The organism is Verminephrobacter eiseniae EF01-2 (assembly GCF_000015565.1).
GTDB lineage: Bacteria > Pseudomonadota > Gammaproteobacteria > Burkholderiales > Burkholderiaceae_C > Acidovorax > Acidovorax eiseniae.
Genome location: NC_008786.1, coordinates 388,441 through 409,566, shown reverse-complemented (window position 1 = coordinate 409,566; position 21,126 = coordinate 388,441). Strand labels below are relative to the sequence as shown.

Genomic DNA, 21,126 nt, shown 5'->3' with positions numbered 1-21,126 from the left:
GCAAAACGGGGTCAGCCCGCCGACCGTGGTCGGCCGCCCATAACCCGTTGCTCGCGCAAGCGTTGGTGCAGGCGCGCAAGAATCGGGGCTTTTTGTGCATGAAAGCGGCCATGCGGCCGGCGCCGATGCCCGCTGGGGTGACCCGGCCCCGGGCAGCGCCCGGTTGGCGGCAGATGCTGCGCAGCGCAGGCCGCAGCCTGTGGCCGATCGATGCCACGGTGTTGATCCGGGGGATGTTCCACAAGGTCAGTGACCAGCCCGGGCTGGGCGCGTTTCCGCCTGACTGACAAAAGCCCTGGCGCCGTGCATCGGGCAGGGGCCGTTGCGCCGCCATGCCGAGCGCCTGTGCAGCCGGCTCGACGCAGCACGCGCACACAGCGTCAAAGCGGATATTCAGGCCAGTTCGTACAAGTGGTATCGACGCGGCACGGGCGCGCAACGTCAAGCGGGCGCTGGAGGCGGGCTGCCGCTTTGCGACCGAACCGGCGGGTTGTTTGGCTGGTGGGACATGGGGGGTGGACAGGTGGACGCCGAGGCGCTGCCGCAGCGCATGCCCGGCGCGGGCCATCTGCTGGCGCCCGGCACGCTGATGCGCATCCACTGTGCGACCGCAGCGTTTTGGCGCACTTTCGGGCGCCTGCGCGGCAGGCCGGCGTTCTTCAACCCGGCTGCACCTTGAGCGCCGTAAAGCGCACGCCAAAGCGCGCGCCCGGCGGATGCTGGCCGGCCCGGGCGTCTTCCAGCGTGACCTCGGCACCGTGCTTGCGCGCGATCTTCTGCACGATCGACAGCCCCAGGCCCGAGCCGTCGGCCTCGCTGCCGAGCACGCGGTAAAAGGGTTGGAACACCAGTTCGCGCTCGGCCTCGGGTACGCCGGGGCCGGAGTCTTCGACTTGCAGCAGCAGCACCTGGCCAAAGCGGTCCGCCAGCACGCGGGCCGTGACCACGCCGGGTTTGTCGGGGCCGGAGGGCGTGTAGTTGATGGCGTTGTCGAGCAGGTTGCGCACCAGTTCCTTGAGCAGGGTGGGGTTGCCGTCGAGCAGCAGACCGGGCGTGCCGGGCTGGGCGCCGTCGTAGCCCAGGTCGATGTGCTTGTCGAGTGCGCGCGGCACCGAGTCGCGCACCACCTCGATGACCAGCCGGGCCAGGTCGCAGGGCTGGCGCGCAATGCCCACGCCGCTGCCTTCGGCATGGGCCAGCGCCAGCAATTGGTTGACGGTGTGCGTGGCGCGGATGCTGGAGCGGCCGATCTGTTGCAGCGAGCGCCTGATCTCCTCGGTGCTGGTGCCTTCGCGCTGGGCCAGATCGGCCTGCATGCGCAGACCGGCCAGCGGCGTCTTGAGCTGGTGGGCGGCGTCGGCCAGAAAGCGCTTTTGCGTGGCCACCGAGTCGTTCAGGCGCTTGAGCAGGTCGTTCACGGACAAGACCAGCGGCGCCACCTCCAGCGGCACGGCGCGCTCGTCCAGCGGCGAGAGGTCGTCCGGGTTGCGCGCGCGGATGCGCTGCTCGAGCTGGTGCAGCGGCTGGATGCCGCGCGCCAGCGCCAGCCACACCAGCAGCACGGCCAGCGGCAGGATGACGAACTGCGGCAGCATCACGCCCTTGATGATTTCGGTGGCCAGCACGCTGCGCTTGGCGCGTGTCTCGGCCACCTGGACCAGCGCCAGGGGGTTGCCGGGCAGCGGCAGCCGCACCCACAGATGGGCCACGCGGATATCGATGCCGCGCATTTCGGCGTCGCGCAGATGCACTTCACCCGGCAGCGGCAACTCGTCGTCAGGGGGGCCGGGCAGTTCGCGTTCGCCCGACAGGAAGTAGCCGCCAGGGCCGATCACCTGGTAGTAGACGGTGTCGGAATCGTCGGCGCGCAGGAGCTCGCTGGCCGGCAGGGGCAGGTGAAACTGCGCCTTGTCGCCGACCACGCCCACCAACTGGGCCAGGGCCTGGGCGTTGTATTCGAGGGCGCGGTCGAAGGGCTTGTTGGCCAGGCCCTGCGCCACCAGCCAGGTCAGCGCCAGGCTCACGGGCCACAACAGCAGCAGTGGCGTGAGCATCCAGTCGAGGATCTCGCCGAACAGGGAGCGCTGCTCGCGCTGGAAGATCTTCAAGGCCGCCGCCGGGTCATTCCATCCATGGCCGTCGATGACGCCCCATGGTGGTCAACGAAACATCCTGTCAGCGCAGGATTCATATCGGATTGGAGCTACTGTTTCAATAGCTGACCGGGATTTTCTCCAGACAGTAGCCCAGGCCCCGCACCGTGGCAATGCGGATCGGGCCACCTTCGATCTTCTTGCGCAGGCGGTGGATATAGACCTCGATGGCGTTGTTGCTGACCTCTTCGCTCCACTCGCACAAGCGCTCGACCAACTGCTCCTTGCTGACCAGGCGGCCAACACGCTGCAGCAGCACCCCCAGCAGGCCCAGTTCGCGCGCCGAAAGCTCGATCATCTTGCCGTCTATGGTGGCCACGCGCCCGGCCTGGTCGTACACCAGCGGGCCATGCCGGATGGCACTGCTGGTGCCGCCCATGCCGCGCCGGGTCAGGGCGCGCACGCGGGCCTCGAGTTCTTGCAGGCTGAAGGGCTTGGCCATGTAGTCATCGGCACCCAAATCCAGGCCCTTGACGCGCTCGTCGACGCTGTCGGCGGCGGTCAGGATCAGCACGGGCAGGGCCATGCCCCGGCCGCGCAGCTTTTTGAGCACCTCCAGCCCGTGCATCCTGGGCAGGCCCAGGTCCAGGATCAGCAGGTCGAACTCATTGTTGGTCAGCAGCGCAGCATCGGCCTCGCTGCCGCTGGCCACATGGTCCACCACGGCGCCCGATGCGCGCAACGTGCGCAGCAGGCCATCGGCCAGCACCTGATCGTCTTCGACAATGAGAATGCGCATGGGGTATCTCCTGGTGTAAGTGGCAACGGCCTGACCCGCCTGACCCGGCGCCGCGATTTTAGGCGGTGGCGCTTTGGCCGGTCACGCGCCGGCATAAGCCTCCAGCCCGATGGCCACCACCGTGGCCACCTCCTGGCCCACCTCCTCGCGGAACTCGGCCTCCGCCTGCGCCACCGCATCCCGAAAGGCCTGCAGCCAGGCCAGCCCGACAGCGGTAAATTGCACGCGGCGCGCACGCGCATCGAGGGGATCGACGGCGCGGGTCACCAAGCCCCAGGCCGCGCATTGATCGACCAATGGGGCCATCGCCTGCTTGGTCATGCCGGCACGCCGGGCCAGATCGGTCAGCCGGTCGCCCGACAATGCCAGGTGGCGGGTGATATGCACATGGGCCGCCATCACCTGGGCGCGCGCCGCGAGGTTGGACAGCGCCAGTGGCACCTCGACATTGCGGGCCATCAGTTGCAACACCCGGGCGTCAAAGCGGCGCAGGGCGCTGCCCATCAGGCGGCCCAGATGGGTTTGTCGCCAGCGCTCGTCCGGTGCGGCCGGTGGCGCGGTCGATGGCGTGGTCGATGGCGTGGTCGATGGTGCGGCGAGGGGTGCGGCGGGGGGTGTCGCGCAAGGGGCGGCAGCAGGTGCCGTGGGGGTGGGATCAGCCATGGTTTATTGTCAATCAAACTGACCAAAAATCGCTTCATCCGAGTTCGATCTCTCGCGTAGACTACTGTTCAAGCATCCAGCTTGTTGGTTGATTCGAAGGAGTTTCATCATGGACGTCGCAGTCAAAGGTAGCCACCCCGCATTCCCGGTCAATGCCGAAAAAGCCAAGGCACTCGCGGCCGCGCTGGCCCAGATCGAAAAGCAATTCGGCAAGGGCACGATCATGCGCCTGGGCGAAGGCGAGGTGATCGAGGACATACAGGTCGTCTCCACCGGCTCGCTGGGCCTGGACATCGCGCTGGGCGTGGGGGGACTGCCCCGTGGCCGGGTGGTTGAAATCTATGGCCCGGAATCCTCGGGCAAGACCACGCTGGCGCTGCAGGTGATCGCCGAGATGCAAAAGCAGGGCGGCACCTGCGCCTTCGTCGATGCGGAGCATGCGCTGGACGTGCAATACGCGCAAAAACTCGGCGTGCAACTGTCCGACCTGCTGATCAGCCAGCCCGACACCGGCGAACAAGCGCTGGAGATCGTCGACAGCCTGGTGCGCTCCGGCGCGGTCGACCTGATCGTGGTGGACTCGGTGGCCGCCCTGACGCCCAAGGCCGAGATCGAAGGCGACATGGGCGACGCCCTGCCGGGCCTGCAAGCGCGGCTGATGAGCCAGGCATTGCGCAAGCTCACCGCGACGATCAAGAAGACCAACTGCATGGTCGTCTTCATCAACCAGATCCGCATGAAGATCGGCGTGATGTTCGGCAGCCCCGAAACCACCACCGGCGGCAATGCGCTCAAGTTCTACGCCTCGGTGCGCCTGGACATCCGCCGCACCGGCACCATCAAGAAGGGCGATGAAGCCATTGGCAACGAAACCAAGGTCAAGGTGGTCAAGAACAAAGTCAGCCCGCCGTTCAAGACCGCCGAGTTCGACATCCTGTTTGGCGAAGGCATCAGCCGCGAGGGCGAAATCATCGACATGGGCGTGAACGCCAAGATCGTGGAAAAGTCGGGCGCCTGGTACGCCTACAACGGCGAAAAAATCGGCCAAGGCCGCGACAACGCGCGCGAATTCCTGCGCGAAAACCCCGACCTGGCCCACGAGATCGAAAACAAGGTGCGCCACAGCCTGGGCATCGCGCTGCTGCCCGACGCGCAGCCAGCCCCGGTGCTGCCCGGTGCGCAACCGGCCCCGGCGGCGGCCGCGAACGGGTGAGCAGAGACGGCCGGCATCGCCAATGGCCGAGCAGGCGGTGCGCGTGATCGAAGGTCGGGCAGCAGGTGATGGTCGATGGCCACGCGCCCGATCGCCCCCATGCTTTCCAATCGGCGCGCTCGGCGGTGACCGGCAACACACCCATTGCGGGGTCAGCCGGTTGCCAACCCCAATTCTTTCATCATGGCTTCGCGCATCAGGTATTTTTGTGCCTTTCCAGTGACGGTCATTGGAAGGCTGGCAACCAGCTTGATGTGTTGCGGCACCTTGAAATGCGCCAGGTGCGCACGGCAGTGCTCCCGGATGGATTCAGGCGAGGCCTGTGCCTGTGGTTTGAGCACAATCCATGCGCAGACTTCTTCGCCGTATTTGGCGCTCGGAATGCCGAATACCTGCGCTTGCGAAACGGCGGGGTGGCGATACAGGAACTCTTCGATTTCGCGTGGATAGATGTTCTCGCCACCACGGATCAGCATGTCCTTGAGGCGACCTGCAATCCTGCAATAACCGAAGGCGTCGATGGTGGCCAGGTCGCCTGTGTGCATCCAGCCGTCGATAACGGCTTCGCGCGTGCGTTGCGGGTCAGCCCAGTACCCTTGCATCACGGCATAGCCCTTGGTGCAAAGCTCGCCGACTTGCCCGATGGGGCGGGTTTTGCCGTCTTCGCCAATGATCTTGACTTCGAGATGGGGCATGATTCGCCCCACCGTGCCGACGCGCTGCTCGATCGAATCATCCACCGCGCTTTGAAAAGACACCGGCGACGTTTCTGTCATGCCGTAGGCGATCGTGACTTCGGGCATGTGCATGTCCGACAGCACTTGTCGCATGGTTTCGATCGGACACGGAGCGCCCGCCATGATGCCAGTGCGCAGGCTGCTCAGGTCGAACTGCGCAAAATGCGCAAGGCCCAGCATGGCGACGAACATGGTGGGAACGCCATGCAGGGCAGTGCAACGCTCGGTGGCAACGGCTGCCAGGGTTGCGGCGGCATCGAATGACTCGCCGGGAAAGACCAGGCAACTTGCCGTGGAGGTGGCGGCCAGCACGGCCAATACCATGCCAAAGCAGTGGTAAAGGGGAACCGGCACACACAGGCGGTCGCTCGGGCCCAGGCGCATCGCATGCGCTACGAAGCGCGCGTTGTTGACCACATTGTGGTGCGTCAGCGTGGCGCCTTTGGGTTGGCCCGTGGTGCCGCTGGTGAACTGGATATTGATTGCGTCGTGTGCATCCAACTGGCTCTCGATGAGGCTCAATCGGTTGATCTGGGCCGGGCCGGCAAGCGACTGCAATTGCTCAAAGCTGAACATGCCGGGCTGCGCGCATCGACCCATCTGCACGACGCTGCGCAACTCTGGCAGTCGCTTGGCCTGCAATTTCCCTGGCGCGCAATCTGCCAACTCCGGTGCCAGGTCCCTGAGCATGCCCAGGTAGTCGCTGCTCTTGAGACCGACGGCGCTGATCAGGATGTGAACCCCTGCCTCGTTCAGCGCATATTCCAGTTCACTGGTGCGGTAGGCGGGGTTGATGTTGACCAGGATGACCCCCAGGCGGGCCGTGGCAAATTGGGTCAATACCCATTCGGGACGATTGGGCGACCAAATGCCGAGACGCTCCCCGCGCTGGGCTCCCAGGCACAGAAGTCCTGCCGCCACCCGGTCTACGGCTTCAGAAAACTGGCGCCAACTCCAGCGGATCCCGTGCTCGACAAAAACAAAGGCGGGCTGAGCGCCATGTGTTTCGACAGCGCGGTCCAGCAAGCCGCCGATGGTCTCTGTCACCAGGTCTGGCACAGTGGCTCCGCGCACATGGGACAGTCCGCGCAGTGGGCGTTGCGCGGATATGTCCACCTCGATGCTGGAAAAAGGGTTGCGGCTCACAGGGTTCTCCAGTCTGCGGCGCGTTCCAGTGATGCCGCGGCGCGGTAGATCGTGAATTCATCCCAATGCTTGCCCACCAGTTGGACGCCCACGGGCAAGCCATCCAGCAGACCACAGGGCAGGCTCATTGCGGGGTGTCCCGTGGCATCGAAGGATGCGGTATTGGCGAGCATTTCAAAGGCGCGCGCGATGATTTCGGCAATGGGCGAGCCGGGCTTGGGAATTTGCCGGGCGATCATCGGCAAGGTGGGCATCAGCAGCAGGTCCACCTCATCGAAGCTGCGGTCATAGGTGGCACGCAACTGCCTGGAAAGGTTCTGCGCCTTGGCGTTGAATCGTCCGCCATGGTTGCGAATAAACCATTCGCCAACAAACATGGAGACCTTGAGCGATGGGGAAAGCGCATCTGCGCGGGTGCGCCAGGCGGCGTGGCGGTCCATCAGGCCGACGTCGTACAGGCCGCGCCAGTTGAAGCCCATGCCATTGCCATTCATCATTTGGGCTTGCAAGCCTTCCAGGGCGATGGGCGTCCATATCGCGGCGCCGTCCAGGTGCATGGGCACACTGACCTCGCGCACTCTGGCGCCAAGGCGCGCCAACTGATCTGCCGCAGCGCGAACCTTGGCGCCGAGACCCGGGGTTTCGCCGGGCATGCCAAAGCCTTCGCGCAAGATGCCTATGCGCAGACCTTCCACACCCATCGACAGCGCATCGGTGTATTGCGCCAGCTTGGGGGAATATTGGCGCGGGTCCAAACCGTCTTCGCCGGCCAGCACTTCCAGCAGCAAGGCGTTGTCGGCCACGTTGCCAGTGATCGGGCCCAGATGGTCGATGGTGGATTCGATCGGCATCGCCCCGGTATACGGAACCAGCCCATGCGTTGGCTTCATGCCGCAACAACCGGAAAACGCCGAAGGAATGCGGATCGAGCCGCCCTGGTCGCCGCCAATGGCCAGGCTGACCTCGCCTGAGCCGACCAGTGCTCCGCAACCGGATGAGGAGCCGCCAGCGATGGTGCCCATGCGCCAGGGGTTGTGCACCGGCCCGGTGGCGTTGGTGTGGCTGCCGCCGGACAAGCAGAAATATTCGCAGTGCGCCTTGCCGATGATGGTGCCGCCGGCATCGAGCACCCGCTGCGCCACGGTCGCGTCGAACGCTGGCACGTAGCCTTCCAGGGTTGACGCGCCGTTCATCATCGGTACGCCAGCCAATGCGATGTTGTCTTTGAGCACCACTTGGCGCCCCTTGAGCGGCCCGGTCTCTGCGCCGCGAATATCGGTCTTGACGTACCAGGCATTCAACTTGTTTTCGTCGGCCGAGGGTCGGCGGCCCGGGGTGCGGGCGTATTTCACTTCGGGGACAAAGTCGGGCAAGGCGTCGACACGGTCGTAGGCCTGGAAGCTGGCTTCCATTTGCTCCAGGTACTGGGCCAGTTCGGCATCGCTGAGGTTCATGTGCAGGCTGCGTGTCAGCGTGCGCAATTGCTCCATGTTGGGACGGCGCAGTGCCATGGTGTTCTCCTTGTGAACCGGGGTGGTGGCCGTGATGGGCGCCCGAGCTGGCGCCTGGCTTGGTGCCTGCGCCGGCGGTGCCGCAGGCGCCTCGATGGGGGCGCTGATGTCGGGCGTGCGCGTCGATCTGGCGGCGCCCCAGCCCATCAGGCCATCCAGCGCAGGCGACGATTTCAACTCTGCTGCGCCGAAGCTCTTGACGATTGCGCCTTTTTCCAGCATCAAAATCCGGTCGGCGCAGTCCAGCACAAAGTCCAGGTTCTGCTCGGTCAGCAAGATCGTCAGGCCCTGCTGCGCGCGCAACTGTGCGAGGGTGTGCGCCATTTCGCTGATGATGTTCGGTTGAATGCCTTCCGTGGGCTCGTCCAGAAGCAACAGCCAGGGTTGGGACACCAAGGCGCGGGCCAGTGCCAGCAATTGTTGTTCGCCGCCCGAAAGCGCAGCACCTTTGCGTTCGAGCAATCGCTGCAAACGGGGAAACAGGCCGAGAACCCGCTCCAGCGCAGCGTCTTCGGACTCCCCCAACCCGGGCGACCAGGCCATGCGCAGGTTTTCACGGGCGCTCAGTCCTCCCAGGATGCCACGCCCTTGCTGCACGTAAGACAGGCCCAGGCGCGCGCGGGCATGGATGGGCAATGGGTTCAGCAAGACGCCATCGGCCCGAATGGCGCCTGCATGCAGCGGCAATACGCCAGCCAGGGTTTTCATGAGCGTACTCTTGCCCATGCCATTGGCACCCAAGACGCCCACGATCTCGCCATGTTGCACGTTCAACGTGAGTCCGCGCAGCACCGGCATGGCGCCATACCCGGCCTCGATGCCGTCCACCTGCAAGGCGGGCGCCGTTTTTTGTGCTGCTGCGTTCATGCCGGCGTTCCGTGCTGTTTGCCCAGGTACACGGCGCGCACCCGCTCATCCGACAGAACGGTTTCGGCGTTGCCCTGCGCCAGGATGCGGCCATGGTGGAACACGGTCACGGTTTCGGCGATGGCACGCACAAAGTTCATGTCATGTTCGACCACGACCACCGTGGCGCGCATGGCCAGGTTCTTGACGATCTCTGCCATGCGCTCCACCTCGTCACGGGTGAGGCCGCCCGCAGGCTCGTCCAGCAGTACCAGCCATGGCTCGGTGGCGAGCACGACACCCAGTTCCACCATCTGCCGTTGACCATGCGCCAACGCGCCGGCCAGGCTGCGCGCATGGGCTGCCAGGCCCAGTTCGCCGATCAGGCGCTCCACCTGGGCATTGGCATCGGCGCGTGAGTGGCGGGCCAGCGCCGCCAGCCACAGGTTTTCATGGACGCTCAGGCCATTCATCAAACTGGGAACCTGGGTTTTGAGCGCCACCCCCATGCGCGCAATCTCATGCACCAGGCGGCCTGCGACATGTTCGCCGTTCAGGATGATGTCGCCTTCGGTCGGCACCAGTTGACCGCTGAGGCATTTGAAGAAGGTCGATTTACCCGCCCCATTGGGACCGATCAGGCAGCGCAATTCATTGCGTTTGAGTTTCATGGATGCGCCATCGACTGCCGTGACGCCGCCAAAGCGCATCACGACATCCTGGGCTTCGAGCACGGTGTCATGCTTCATGGCGCGCCTTCAGCGCAGCGCGGCGGCTGCAATACTGCACCCCGCGCAGTACCGACGGCAGCAAGCCACTCGGCAGGAACAGGACGACGACCACCAGCAACAGGCCCATGACCACGCCGTTGTCCATCCACTGCTGGCTGCCCAGGAGACCTTTCAATGCGCCCAGCAATACCGCGCCGAACATCGGGCCCCACAGTGTGCCGAGTCCGCCGACCAGCACCCAGATGATGATCTCGGCGGAAACACCCAAGGAAAACACTTCGGGCGTCACGATCTCTGCCCAACAGGCGTAGAGCACACCGGCCAGGCCAGCCACCGCGCCGCCCAGGCCAAAGGCCAGGGTTTTGGCAAGCCGCACGTCGTGGCCGGACAGTTCGGCGCGCAACTCGTTTTCACGTATGCCGGCCAGGAGTCGCCCAAAGGGCCTGACTGCCAGCCACCGGAACATCAGCCAGCACAGCAGCAATGCGACCATGCCCACAAAGTACAAGGCCATGCCCGTGACCAGCGTATCGGGCCACCCCGGCACACCGAGGACCGGAAAACCGGGGATGCCATTGAAGCCCCCCAGACGCGCCGTGCCAATCGCGTAGGCTTGCCCGGCGGTGCTGTTGGCGTACTTGAACAGCAGCAAGGTGGCGACCAGGGTGATGACGCCGAGGTAGACATCCGCCATGCGGCTGTAAAACATCATCGCGCCCAGCGCCAGCGCGGCGCAGCCCGCCACGGTGATGGCAAGCACGACAGCCAGCGTCGAGCCCCCCATGTTGATCGCCACGACGGCATAGGTATAGGCCCCCAGGCCGTAGAAGGCGGCCTGTCCAAAGCACAAAATGCCGGCGACGCCCCAGACGAAGGCCAATGAAAGCGCCAGCAGCGCATAGGTGAGCAGCAGCGTGAGGTTGTATTCGCTGACGGCGACAGGCGCCGCCGCAAGGACGAGCAAGGTCGCCGCGAACCCGCTCCACCAGGAGGCGGGAATGCGGTCTGCACGCACGGTGCGCTGCAAGCGTCGTTGCGTCGGGCCGAGTTGCGCATCAGGATTTGTCATGCGGCACCTTTGAACCAGCGCGACGTGATGCCTTGGGGCAACACCCGCAACAAAATGACGGCGCAGATCAGCAAAGCCATTTCACCGACCACCGGACTGCTCAGCAGTTCGAACACCTTGGCTACCGTGCCCAGCAGGGCGCTGGCCGACACCGTGCCAGCCACCACCGAGGCGCCACCGGCGATAACGGTGATGAAGGCCTTGGCGATGAATTGGCCACCCGCAGAAGGCGTCAGGCCAACGAGTGGCGACAGCACGCCGCCGGCCAGGCCCGACACCATGCTGCCAGCCACGAAGGTCGCCATGTAAATGCGCTGCGGCGAGTGGCCCAGCGCGGCAGCGATCTCGGCCGACTGCATCGCGCCACGCACGATCATGCCAACCCGCATCGAGCGCAGCACGAAATAGAGCGAAGCGAGCAACAGCGTGCTGACCGCGATGATGAACAGGCTGTAGCCGCCCACCTGGTACTGCCCGATCGACAATGAACCAACGGGATTGGGAACACCCGTCGTCGTGGTGCCAAAAATCATCGACAGCGCCCCCGATAGCGCCAGCGACAAGCCCCAGGTCGCCAACATGGTGTCCACCGTTCTGCCATACAGGTGGCGAATGACCAGGCGTTCGACCAGAAAACCAAAGCAGCCCACCACGATGGGCGCAACGATCAGCATGGCCAGCCAGATGTTGCAGCCCATGCGCAAGGCCACGATGGTGGTGTAGCCGCCCAGCACGATGAATTCACCATGCGCCAGATTGATGACACGCATCAAGCCAAAGATCAGGGCCAGCCCGGCCGAGACCAAGGCCAGTGTCGCCACCGTATAGGCAAGATCGAACACGCTGACAAAAACAATGTCGATGCTCATTGGAGTGCCTTCGCCTACGGTATGAGCGCCCTCGGGAGGCCGCGCGGCGCTCGTGGGCGTGTGGCCTGTTCAAAAAGGGGGCTGTGACCGGAGGATCGCCCGCGCATCAGAGCTTGATTTCAAACTGCGTGCTCGATGCCGGCGTCTTGACCAGATTGCAGACCGCCTGGGTTTCCCGCGGAGGCCGCTGGGCGAAGCTCTGCAATACCTTCAACTGCTGCCCGCGTATTTCCATCACATGCACATCCAGCGTCACATGGTGGGTTGGGCCGTCGATGCTGACTTTGCCCGAGGGGCCATCGATCGAAATCCCGGAGGCCATGGCGCCGATGACTTTGGCGCGCTCCAGACTGCCGGCCTTCCTGACGCCTTCTGCCCACAGCTTGATGCCCTGGTAGTGCAAGACCGCCAACTCATTGATGGCCTTGGTGTTGCCGCCATGCATCTTCCCCCAGGCTTGCAGAAACACCTTGTTGGCGGGTGTTTGCAACTCCGGGGAGTAGTTGTAAGCCACCAGAATGCCGTCACCTTCTGCGGCCGTCAGCACCTGATGCTCATTGCCGACGCCGAGCGTGGTGGAGACCAGCGGAATCTTGCCCTTCATCCCGGCTGCCGCCCATTGCCGGTAGAAGGACAGGTGTGCGCCGCCGACCAGCGCGCTGATCACGAAATCAGGCTTGGCTGCCTGAATCTTGGCGATGGTCGAATTGAAATCCGACACATCCAGCGGGAAGAACTCAAGGCCGACATCGGCAGCGCCGCTTTCCGCCAAGAACTTCTGGAACCACTTGGCCATGTATTGGCCGTAGTTGTAGTCGGCAGCCAGGATGTAAGCCTTCCTGCCCCATTTCTTGACGGCATAGGGAACCAGCACTTCAGCCTGCTGCGCGGGCGTGGTTCCGGTCAGAAAAGTATTGCCATCGCAAACACCGCCTTCATACAAAGGGGTGTAGACATACAAAATCTTCTCGCGGTTCAGCAAAGGACGAATGGCCTCGCGCGAGGCGGACAAGATGCCGCCAATCACCACATCCACCTTGTCCTGCCTTGCCAGTTGCTGCGCGAACTTGGTGTACATCGCCATGTTGGACTGGGTGTCGTAAGCACTCTTTTTGATCTGCCGGCCGATCAAGCCACCGCTGCGGTTGATCTCGTCGATGGCAAGGTCGGTGGCCATATTCATGGGCTTGCCGTAGGCATCGAAGTTGCCCGAGGTATCCAGCAAACTGCCGAACTTGATGGGGTCGGCTGCATGCGCCCATCGAGGCAATGCAAGCGCGGCGGCAAGACCTGCGAACCGGATCGAGACGCTTCTGCGGGTAGCTTTCATTTCGAATCTCCTGGGCGAGGTTGAGCGGGAGGGGTGAGGGAGTTTTGTGCTCTCTGGTGATCGTTCGCGGCACGCGCATGGTCACTCTCGGCGCGTGCCAATTGCGGAATGCCCATCTCCAGGTCTGCGCCCAGCGTTTCGCCGAGTTTTTTGAGCATGGGCAAATTCATCGCCATGTCGTAAATCGAATCCAGCGGCCCGCCTTTGCCACCATCCCCGCCTCCACCACCGATGCCGGAGACATGGTGCACGCGGATGGACTCAATTTTTTCCAGCGGCTTGGACATTTTTTCCGCCAGCAGCGGCAGGGCCTCGAGCCGTGCCAACTCCAGGCGCAGGCGCATCAGGTCCGGGCTTTGCGCGTTGTCAGCGGCAATGCCTGCGGCTGTGCCTTGCGCCTCGGCGCGCATGCCGGCCTCCTTGCCCTGGGCACGAACCTGCATGGCTTGCGCCTCCGCCGAAGCCAACTCCAGCAACGTGCCGGCCTGCGCTTTGGTGCGCAAATTTTCTGTTTCGGCTTCCTGGCGGGTGCGCGCCAGCGCCAACTCGTGCTCGCGCAACTGTATGGCTTTCTCGCGCTCCGTGTGGCCAAGCTCTTGCGCCAACAACAACTGCGTCCTGGCCTTTTCACCGGAGATCGCGGCCAGGGCCTCCTGCTCCTGCTCGCGCGACAGGGCCATGGCTTGCTGCACACGCTGCAATTCAACGGCCAGACGTGTTTCGAGTTTGGTCTGCTCCAGGCCATGGTCGCGCTGGATTTGCAGCACGGACAACGCGCGTTCGCGCTCCAGCTTGGCGCTCTCGGCGGTCAGTTGCGCCGATTCCCTGGCCTTGGCCAGATCGGCATCAACCTTCGTGCGACGGCTCTCTGTTTCCTGGCGCTGGTGCAGTTGTGCCGCATCTTGCTGCAAGGCCATTTCGATGCGTCGCTTGTTGGCCTGCAACTGCGTCTGGGCAATGGAAATTTCGGCGTCCGCCTCCGTCTCCGCCCGGCGCTTCTTGTTGCTGGCGACGATTTCAGCCAGCTTGCGCATGCCGACGGCATTGAACACATTGTTTTCATTGAGGGCAGAAAACGGCGTCTGATCAAAATGCGTGAGCGCAACCGACTCAAGGAGCAGGCCGTTGCGGGTCAGTTCGGGCAACAGGGTCTCGCGCACCGAGGCAACGAATGCGGCACGCTGCCCGTGCAACTCGTCCAGAGTGCGCTCGGCAGCGCTGGCCTGGATGACATCGGTAAAGCGCCCCTCCAGCATGCGCCCCAACTCATCCGAGCGCAGGGTTCGCGCGCCAAACGTCTGCGCAGCAGTGGCAACGGCCTCGCCGGAAGCGGCCACTCTGACCCGGAACTCCAGGCTGACGTCTGCGCGCAGGCAGTCCTTGGTCAGGACGCTGCTGGCGCCGGAACGGGCTATCAGCACCCGCTGTGCCCGCATGTTGATTTCATCGAGCCGGTGCAAAATTGGCAAGGCAAAAAAACCGCCATCCAGAGCAACGCGCTGCCCTCCGGCACCGGTCCGCAGAATGGCCGTGTCGCGGCTCGATTTTCGGTAAAAGCGCTGCAAAAACGCGACGCCCGCCGCCACAGCAACGATCGCCAGAACGATCCAAGCCAGTATCGCCATACGAGCCCCCAGTCATGTCGGGACAGGCAACCTCGCCCTGAAGCATTCGGCTTGCTTTTGGGCTGTTGCGTCAGTGGGTTTCCGTTGCAGTGTCGGGCCGTATGGCTGCCTGCACTGGCAAGAAATCAGGTTGCAATGTTTCACATTTCTGCAAATTCAGCAACCGTTCTTACCCGGGCCATGTTCAAGCCCCGCGATGGCGGGCGCTCGTACTCCCCATCCGGGAGCGCGGCGGGCTGTTCGTGGAACGGGGTTCTGCCTGCAACAGCCAGAGTGCAGTCGCTGTGCCATCAGAAAGCCATACGCCGCAATGCCCGGACCGGCGTGGTGATGAAATCCCCGCCACTCCCGTCCCCCATGGCGCAACGGGCGAAACGCCTGACTGCCCGATCTTCCCCAAAGCACCCGGCAGTGCGCCCACCCCATGCCAGCGCATCAACCCAAACCAATGAAACTGACAGAAATGTCATATTTCTGTCAGCCTCCGGTTGAGCGCGCCCCCGTACAGTGGCGCCAGTTGCCTGTGGGGATGTTCCCATCTGGTGGCTATTTTGATCCGCCAATGCAATGCCTGCCACCATGACAGCGACCGCGCCACTCGCACGAATATTCTCCCTGCTTGGCGTGCTCGCCTGCGCGCTGTTTCTCGGTGCTTGCGCGGTCGGCCCTGACTATGTGCGTCCGGCCATGGATTTGCCGGTGGTTTACAAGGAGCAGGGGCCGTGGAAAATCGCCACGCCGGGCCGGATCGATAGCCGGCAGCGCTGGTGGGAGGCCTATCAGGATGCAGTGCTGAACGATTTGATCGATCAGGCGAACCGGGCGAATCAGAATATCCGGTTCGCCGAGGCGCAATATCGCCAGGCGCAGGCGGCGGCTGCGATTGCGCATGCCGGTTTGTGGCCGGAGGTTTCCGGCAATGCTTCGCGTGCGCGCAGCAGCAATGGCGCAGAAAATACCTACGCCGCTGGTCTGAATGCCTCGTGGGAGGTCGATATCTGGGGCCGCGTTCGGCGTCTGGCGGAGGCTGGCGATGCCGGCAGCGAGGCCGGTGCCGCCAGTCTCGCGGCGGCGCGTTTGAGTATTCAGGCTGCGCTGGCGCAGAATTATCTGCAATTGCGCGTGACCGATTTGCAAAAGGATTTGTATGCGCGTACCGTGGCTGATTACACGCGCTCGCTGCAATTGATACGGCATCAGTATGATGCCGGTGTCGCCTTGCGCTCCGATGTGGCGCAGGCAGAAACGCAGTTGCGCTCGGCGCAGGCGCAGTGGATCGATCTGGATGCCACGCGCACGCAACTGGAGCATGCCATCGCCATTCTCATCGGCAAGGCGCCTGCTGCATTCACATTGGCTGCGCAGACCACGCTGCAAGCCAGCATGCCGTCCATTCCTGCCGGTGTGCCCTCCGATTTGCTGGAGCGCCGTCCCGATATCGCCAATGCAGAACGCCTGGCTGCCGCTGCCAATGCCAATATCGGTGTGGCGCGCGCGGCTTGGTTTCCGGCGCTGACGCTGAGCGCTGCCGGTGGCTACAGCGGCAGCGCTTTTTCGCAACTGTTCGACACGCCGGGGCGGGTCTGGTCGCTCGGCAGCGCATTGGCGGCGCTGTTATTCGATGGCGGCGCCCGCCATGCGCGCAATGACCAGGCCCGGGCTGCGTTCGATGCGGCGGTAGCGACTTACAAGCAAACCGTCTTGAGCGGACTGCAAGAGGTGGAAGACAATCTCTCGACCTTGCGCGTACTGGCGCAGGAAAGCCAGGTGCAGGATCAGGCGGTCAAGGCGGCGCAGTTGTCCGAACGGCTGGCAATGAGCCAATACCAGGCCGGCACGAGCACGTATTTATCCGTGCTCACCACGCAGGCGGCGTCGCTCGCCAATCAGCGCGGCGCTGTGCAATTGCTGGGGCGCCAACTGCTGGCCAGCGTGTCCCTGATCAAGGCGGTTGGCGGCGGCTGGCATGCCAGCGACATGAATCAGGCTGCGGCCAATCATTGAGAACCGGATAAATGAAGCCAAGGCCATGCCATCGGCGCCAATCTGCGCAATCTGCGCAATCTGCGGATGATTTCGTTCCATCCGCAGATGCACACAGAGTTGAAAACGGGCTGCACCGAATTTCATCCATCGATGCGAAGATCAAGCAAAGACCACTCTGCGAATAAAGCCATGACGACTTCATTCATTCAAAAATCGTCCCTTCTGGCGGCGCTTGCCGTTCTTGTGGGTGGCGCGGCGCTGATGCGGCGCAGCGATGCGGTTGCGCAGGCGCCGCAAGTCGCGCACGCCCCGGCCATTTCCGTGACGACAGTGCGGGCGCAGGAGCGCGATATTCCGTTGTATCTGGCGGGTGTTGGCACGGCCACGGCGAACGCCAGCGTGACGGTCAAGGCGCGCATCGATGGCCAACTCGACAAGGTTGGTTTTAGCGAAGGCCAGGATGTCAGGGAAGGCCAGTTGCTGGCGCAAATCGATCCGCGCGCGCTGCAAGCGCAACTGGCGCAAGCGCAGGCGCAACAGGCCAGGGACCAGGCGCAGTTGGGCAATGCGCAGGCCGATTTGCAGCGCTATATGACATTGCGCCGGCAAGACGCCGCCACGCAGCAGCAACTCGATACGCAAAAAGCACTGGTCGCGCAATTGGATGCCGCCGTCAAGACCGATGAGGCGCAAATCAAATACGCCAAGGTGCAACTCGGCTACACCACGATCAAGGCGCCGATCAGTGGCCGTGCCGGTGCGCGTCTGGTGGACCCGGGCAATATCGTGCACGCCGCCGATGCCAACGGCCTGGTGGTGATCAACCAGATCGATCCGATGACCGTGCAGTTCACGCTGCCGGAAGAAGCCGTGCCGGCAATCAATCGCGCGCAACGCGCCAGCCGCCAGCCGCTCAAGGTGACGGCCTATGCCCGCAGTAATAATGATGCGCCGCTGGCGACGGGCCAGCTGATTTTGCTCAATAACCAGATCGACACCAGCAGCGGCACGGTGCAGTTGAAGGCGCGCTTTGCCAATCCGCAGCACGCGCTGTGGCCCGGCCAATATGTCAACGTCAATCTGCAAATGAGCGAGCGCGGCATGGCGCTGACCTTGCCTGCCGCCGCCGTGCAGCGCAATCAGGACGGCACCTATGTCTATATCGTCAAGGCCGATGACACCGTCGCCATCCAGCCCATCGAGGTGGTTCGCATTCAGGATGGCATGGCCGTCATTGGCAAGGGGCTGGCATCGGCCCAGCGCGTCGTGCTCGATGGGCAATACAAACTGAAACCGGGCAGCCGCATCACCGAGGCCAGCGCTGCGAAAGGATATGCAAAGTGAGTGTTTCCGCCCGCTTCATCCAGCGCCCGATCGGCACCACGCTGCTTGCCATTGCCATTTTGCTGGTCGGCATCGCCGTCTGGCCTTTACTGCCGGTGGCGCCGCTGCCGCAAGTCGATTTTCCGACGATTCAGGTCTCCGCCAGTTTGCCGGGCGGCAGCCCGGAAACCATGGCCTCGAATGTGGCGCAGCCCTTGGAGCGCCAATTTTCGCTGATCGCCGGTTTGTCGCAAATGACTTCGCAAAGCGCACTGGGCAGCACCCAGATTACCTTGCAGTTCGATCTCAACCGCAATATCGATGCTGCGGCCCTGGATGTGCAGGCGGCGATCAATGCCTCCACCGGGCAGTTGCCGACCAGCCTGCCGAACCCGCCGACCTTCCGCAAGGTCAACCCTGCCGATTCGCCAATCATGATCATGTCGGTGCAATCGGATGCCTTGCCGCTGACGCAGGTCAATGATTACGCCGACAATATTCTGGCGCAGCAGATTTCGCAAATTTCCGGCGTCGGTCTGGTCAGTGTCCACGGGCAGCAAAAACCGGCGGTGCGGATCCAGGTGGATCCGGCCAGGCTGGCAACGCTGGGGCTGAGTCTGGAGGATATTCGCGGTGCCATTGCCACCACCTCGGTCAATCAGCCCAAGGGCACGGTGGATGGCGCGCACCAGAGTTTTACCGTCTATACCAATGACCAGTTGCTCAGCGCCGAACCGTGGAATGACATGGTGCTGGCCTACCGCCATGGCGCGCCGGTGCGCGTGCGCGATATTGGCGTGGCCATCGATGCGCCGGAAAACAATAAAATCGCGGCCTGGGCCTATGCCGGTGCGATGGCGCCGTCCGATGACACGCTTGCCAATGGCCGCGCCATCGTATTGGCGATTACCAAACAACCGGGCGCCAACGTGATCGAAACCGTCGGTCGCATCAAGGCCGCGATGCCGCGCCTGCGCGCCGCGATTCCCGCCAGCGTGCGCGTCGATACGCTGATCGACCGCACCCAGACCATTCGCGCCTCGGTCGGCGATGTCGAGTTCACGCTGGTGCTGAGCATCGCGCTGGTGGTGATGGTGATTTTCGTCTTTCTGCGCAATGTGGCCGCCACGCTGATCCCCGGCATTACCGTGCCGCTGGCGCTGATGGGCACGGCGGGCGTGATGTATCTGGCCGGCTACAGCCTCGATAATCTGTCGCTGATGGCGCTGACGATTGCGGTCGGCTTCGTGGTCGATGACGCCATCGTGATGCTGGAAAACATTTACCGCCATGTCGAAGCAGGCATGACGCCGATGCAGGCCGCGCTCAAAGGCGCCAGCGAAATCGGCTTTACCATTATCTCCATCTCGGTCTCGCTGGTGGCGGTGTTCATTCCGCTGCTGCTGATGGGTGGCATCGTCGGTCGGCTGTTCCGCGAATTCGCCGTCACCGTGACCTTGACCATTGCCGTCTCGGTCATCATCTCGCTGACGCTGACGCCCATGCTGTGCTCGCGCTTTCTGAAAAACAGCCATGCGGCGCGGCACGGCAAGCCATATCAACTATTCGAGCGCTTTTTCGACATTCTGCAAAAGGGCTACCAGCGCAGCCTCGATGTCGTGATGCGCCATCAGTTCGTGACGCTGCTGACCTTTATCGGCACCATGGCCATGACGGTCATGCTGTTCGTGGCGATTCCCAAGGGCTTCTTCCCGCAGCAGGACAATGGCGTGATCGTCGGCTTTGCCGAATCGGCGCAGGATATTTCTTCACAAGCGATGCAGCGCCATTTGCTGCAGGTGGCAGAAATCGTGCGCAAGGACCCCGATGTGGCTGGTTTTGCGATGAGCGCCGGCTCGACCACCTTCAATACCGGCAATTTCTTCATTGCCTTGAAACCCACGGATGCAGGCCGCACGGCCAGCGCCAGCGAGATCATCACCCGCCTGCGCCCGCAAATTGCCGGCATCCAGGGCGTCAACCTGTTCATGCAGGCCAGCCAGGACATCAACGTCGGTGGCCGTCTGGCGCGCACGCAATATCAGTACACCTTGACCGACTCGAATCTGGATGAGCTCGATACCTGGGCGCCCAAAATGGTCGAGCGCCTGCGCCGGATGAAGCAATTGACCGATGTCGTCTCCGACCAGCAAAACAATGCCGCCACCGCCACCATCACCATCGACCGCGCCCGCGCCTCCAGTTTCGGCATATCGCCAGCACTGATCGATGCAAGCATTTACGACGCCATCGGCCAACGCCAGGTGGCGCAATATTTCACGCAAATCAACAGCTACCATGTGGTGCTGGAAGTGACGCCGGCATTGCAACGAGACCCGGCGCTGTTCAACAAGCTCTACCTGACTTCGCCGCTCACCGGCCAGCAAGTGCCGCTGTCCACCTTCATCGAGGTCGATACGAGCAAAACCGCCTATTTATCGATCAGCCATCAGGGCCAATTTCCGGCAGTGACGATTTCCTTCAACCTGGCCGCAGGCGTATCGTTAGGCGAAGCCGTCGATGCGATCAACCGGGCGCAGGCTGAGATGGGCGTGCCGACCACGCTGACCGGCGCCTTCCAGGGCACGGCCAAAGCCTTTGGCGATTCGCTCTCGTCGCAGCCCTACTTGATCGCGGCGGCGCTGATTGCGGTGTATATCGTGCTCGGTCTGCTGTATGAAAGCTACATCCATCCGCTGACGATTTTGTCAACGCTGCCATCGGCTGGCGTCGGCGCGCTGCTGATTCTGATGGCGGGCGGTTATGATCTCAGTGTGATCGCGTTGATTGGTATTATTTTGCTGATCGGCATCGTCAAGAAAAACGGCATCATGATGATCGACTTCGCACTGACCGCCGAGCGGCAACAGGGCATGAAACCGCAAGCAGCCATCTACCAGGCTTGCCTGCTGCGCTTTCGCCCGATCATGATGACCACCATGTGTGCGCTGCTGTCGGGCCTGCCGCTGATGCTGGGCCATGGCGCCGGCTCCGAACTGCGCCGTCCGCTGGGTTATGCGATGGTCGGCGGCCTGGTGTTATCGCAGGCGCTGACGCTGTTTACCACACCGGTGATCTATCTGTATCTGGACCGTGCGCATTACTGGTACATGGGCAGGAAAAAATCAAAACATGCGGGAATGATACCAGCCATCGAATCTGATGCGTATTGACGCGCCAACCGG

General features: G+C 63.2%; 16 protein-coding genes and 1 pseudogene. 6 read left to right on the top strand and 11 right to left on the bottom strand.

The annotated features are described in order from the left end of the window. Positions 1–98: 98 nt before the first annotated feature. A complete protein-coding gene (locus VEIS_RS01790) occupies positions 99–287 on the top strand; it encodes a hypothetical protein (protein WP_041949732.1) in 189 nt (62 codons plus the stop codon). A 35-nt stretch (positions 288–322) separates the two neighbouring features. Continuing rightward, complete coding sequence (locus VEIS_RS28035; RefSeq protein ID WP_157048351.1) at positions 323–679, top strand: hypothetical protein; 357 nt, start codon at positions 323–325, stop codon at positions 677–679. Here the strand turns inward: VEIS_RS28035 and VEIS_RS01785 are convergent. The 3 genes from VEIS_RS01785 to VEIS_RS01775 form a co-directional block, all read right to left on the bottom strand. Further along, entirely contained in the window at positions 660–2,108 is a 1,449-nt protein-coding gene (locus VEIS_RS01785) for a sensor histidine kinase (RefSeq protein ID WP_011808165.1), read from the bottom strand. The two genes, VEIS_RS28035 and VEIS_RS01785, sit on opposite strands and share 20 nt — an antisense overlap. A 103-nt stretch (positions 2,109–2,211) precedes the next feature. Further along, positions 2,212–2,892: a response regulator gene (locus VEIS_RS01780; protein ID WP_011808164.1), complete on the bottom strand. Its 681-nt coding sequence runs from the start codon at positions 2,890–2,892 to the stop codon at positions 2,212–2,214. An 81-nt stretch (positions 2,893–2,973) separates the two neighbouring features. Continuing rightward, complete coding sequence (locus VEIS_RS01775) at positions 2,974–3,396, bottom strand: MarR family winged helix-turn-helix transcriptional regulator (RefSeq protein WP_232287990.1); 423 nt, start codon at positions 3,394–3,396, stop codon at positions 2,974–2,976. A 268-nt stretch (positions 3,397–3,664) separates the two neighbouring features. On the opposite strand from VEIS_RS01775, the gene recA reads away from it, so the two are divergent. Then, entirely contained in the window at positions 3,665–4,768 is a 1,104-nt protein-coding gene (gene recA / locus VEIS_RS01770) for a recombinase RecA (RefSeq protein ID WP_011808162.1), read from the top strand. Positions 4,769–4,920: 152 nt separating this feature from the next. Here recA and VEIS_RS01765 read toward each other — a convergent pair whose 3' ends face one another. The 8 genes and pseudogenes from VEIS_RS01765 to VEIS_RS01735 form a co-directional block, all read right to left on the bottom strand. Then, positions 4,921–6,651: an AMP-binding protein gene (locus VEIS_RS01765; RefSeq protein ID WP_011808161.1), complete on the bottom strand. Its 1,731-nt coding sequence runs from the start codon at positions 6,649–6,651 to the stop codon at positions 4,921–4,923. Continuing rightward, positions 6,648–8,162 carry an amidase gene (locus VEIS_RS30145; RefSeq protein ID WP_041950414.1) on the bottom strand — a complete coding sequence of 505 codons (1,515 nt, stop codon included), beginning with the start codon at positions 8,160–8,162 and terminating at the stop codon, positions 6,648–6,650. Before VEIS_RS30145 ends, VEIS_RS01765 begins: the two co-directional genes overlap by 4 nt. A gap of 366 nt (positions 8,163–8,528) precedes the next feature. Further along, positions 8,529–8,960: pseudogene (locus VEIS_RS30140) on the bottom strand (ATP-binding cassette domain-containing protein); the annotation flags it as partial. Positions 8,961–9,025: 65 nt separating this feature from the next. Further along, a complete protein-coding gene (locus VEIS_RS01755; protein WP_011808159.1) occupies positions 9,026–9,757 on the bottom strand; it encodes an ABC transporter ATP-binding protein in 732 nt (243 codons plus the stop codon). Next, complete coding sequence (locus tag VEIS_RS01750) at positions 9,747–10,808, bottom strand: branched-chain amino acid ABC transporter permease (RefSeq protein ID WP_011808158.1); 1,062 nt, start codon at positions 10,806–10,808, stop codon at positions 9,747–9,749. The genes VEIS_RS01755 and VEIS_RS01750 overlap by 11 nt, the downstream gene beginning before the upstream one ends. Then, positions 10,805–11,677, bottom strand: a complete 873-nt coding sequence (locus VEIS_RS01745; protein WP_011808157.1) for a branched-chain amino acid ABC transporter permease — start codon at positions 11,675–11,677, stop codon at positions 10,805–10,807. The genes VEIS_RS01750 and VEIS_RS01745 overlap by 4 nt, the downstream gene beginning before the upstream one ends. Positions 11,678–11,783: 106 nt before the next feature. Continuing rightward, positions 11,784–13,007 (bottom strand): urea ABC transporter substrate-binding protein, encoded by a 1,224-nt coding sequence (locus VEIS_RS01740; RefSeq protein WP_011808156.1) that lies wholly within the window; start codon positions 13,005–13,007, stop codon positions 11,784–11,786. Next, a complete protein-coding gene (locus tag VEIS_RS01735; protein WP_011808155.1) occupies positions 13,004–14,632 on the bottom strand; it encodes a flotillin family protein in 1,629 nt (542 codons plus the stop codon). The genes VEIS_RS01740 and VEIS_RS01735 overlap by 4 nt, the downstream gene beginning before the upstream one ends. Before the next feature lie 579 nt (positions 14,633–15,211). On the opposite strand from VEIS_RS01735, the gene VEIS_RS01730 reads away from it, so the two are divergent. From VEIS_RS01730 to VEIS_RS01720, 3 genes are all read left to right on the top strand, one after another. Then, the gene (locus tag VEIS_RS01730) at positions 15,212–16,636 is read left to right on the top strand and encodes an efflux transporter outer membrane subunit (protein WP_157048350.1); all 1,425 of its coding nucleotides are present in this window, start codon (positions 15,212–15,214) and stop codon (positions 16,634–16,636) included. Between the two features lie 171 nt (positions 16,637–16,807). Then, positions 16,808–17,962, top strand: a complete 1,155-nt coding sequence (locus tag VEIS_RS01725) for an efflux RND transporter periplasmic adaptor subunit (RefSeq protein ID WP_041949731.1) — start codon at positions 16,808–16,810, stop codon at positions 17,960–17,962. Next, a complete protein-coding gene (locus VEIS_RS01720) occupies positions 17,959–21,114 on the top strand; it encodes an efflux RND transporter permease subunit (protein WP_011808152.1) in 3,156 nt (1,051 codons plus the stop codon). The genes VEIS_RS01725 and VEIS_RS01720 overlap by 4 nt, the downstream gene beginning before the upstream one ends. The last annotated feature ends 12 nt before the right edge of the window (positions 21,115–21,126 follow it).

Excerpts from the sequence above, each read along its gene's own strand:
- VEIS_RS01790 (WP_041949732.1), top strand. The coding sequence starts at position 99 with ATGAAAGCGGCCATGCGGCCGGCGCCGATGCCCGCTGGGGTGACCCGG.
- VEIS_RS01780 (WP_011808164.1), bottom strand. The coding sequence starts at position 2,892 with ATGCGCATTCTCATTGTCGAAGACGATCAGGTGCTGGCCGATGGCCTG.
- VEIS_RS01755 (WP_011808159.1), bottom strand. The coding sequence starts at position 9,757 with ATGAAGCATGACACCGTGCTCGAAGCCCAGGATGTCGTGATGCGCTTT.
- VEIS_RS01725 (WP_041949731.1), top strand. The coding sequence starts at position 16,808 with ATGACGACTTCATTCATTCAAAAATCGTCCCTTCTGGCGGCGCTTGCC.
- VEIS_RS01730 (WP_157048350.1), top strand. The coding sequence starts at position 15,212 with ATGACAGCGACCGCGCCACTCGCACGAATATTCTCCCTGCTTGGCGTG.
- recA (WP_011808162.1), top strand. The coding sequence starts at position 3,665 with ATGGACGTCGCAGTCAAAGGTAGCCACCCCGCATTCCCGGTCAATGCC.
- VEIS_RS01775 (WP_232287990.1), bottom strand. The coding sequence starts at position 3,396 with ATGGGCAGCGCCCTGCGCCGCTTTGACGCCCGGGTGTTGCAACTGATG.
- VEIS_RS01735 (WP_011808155.1), bottom strand. The coding sequence starts at position 14,632 with ATGGCGATACTGGCTTGGATCGTTCTGGCGATCGTTGCTGTGGCGGCG.
- VEIS_RS01750 (WP_011808158.1), bottom strand. The coding sequence starts at position 10,808 with ATGACAAATCCTGATGCGCAACTCGGCCCGACGCAACGACGCTTGCAG.
- VEIS_RS30145 (WP_041950414.1), bottom strand. The coding sequence starts at position 8,162 with ATGGCACTGCGCCGTCCCAACATGGAGCAATTGCGCACGCTGACACGC.
- VEIS_RS01745 (WP_011808157.1), bottom strand. The coding sequence starts at position 11,677 with ATGAGCATCGACATTGTTTTTGTCAGCGTGTTCGATCTTGCCTATACG.
- VEIS_RS01740 (WP_011808156.1), bottom strand. The coding sequence starts at position 13,007 with ATGAAAGCTACCCGCAGAAGCGTCTCGATCCGGTTCGCAGGTCTTGCC.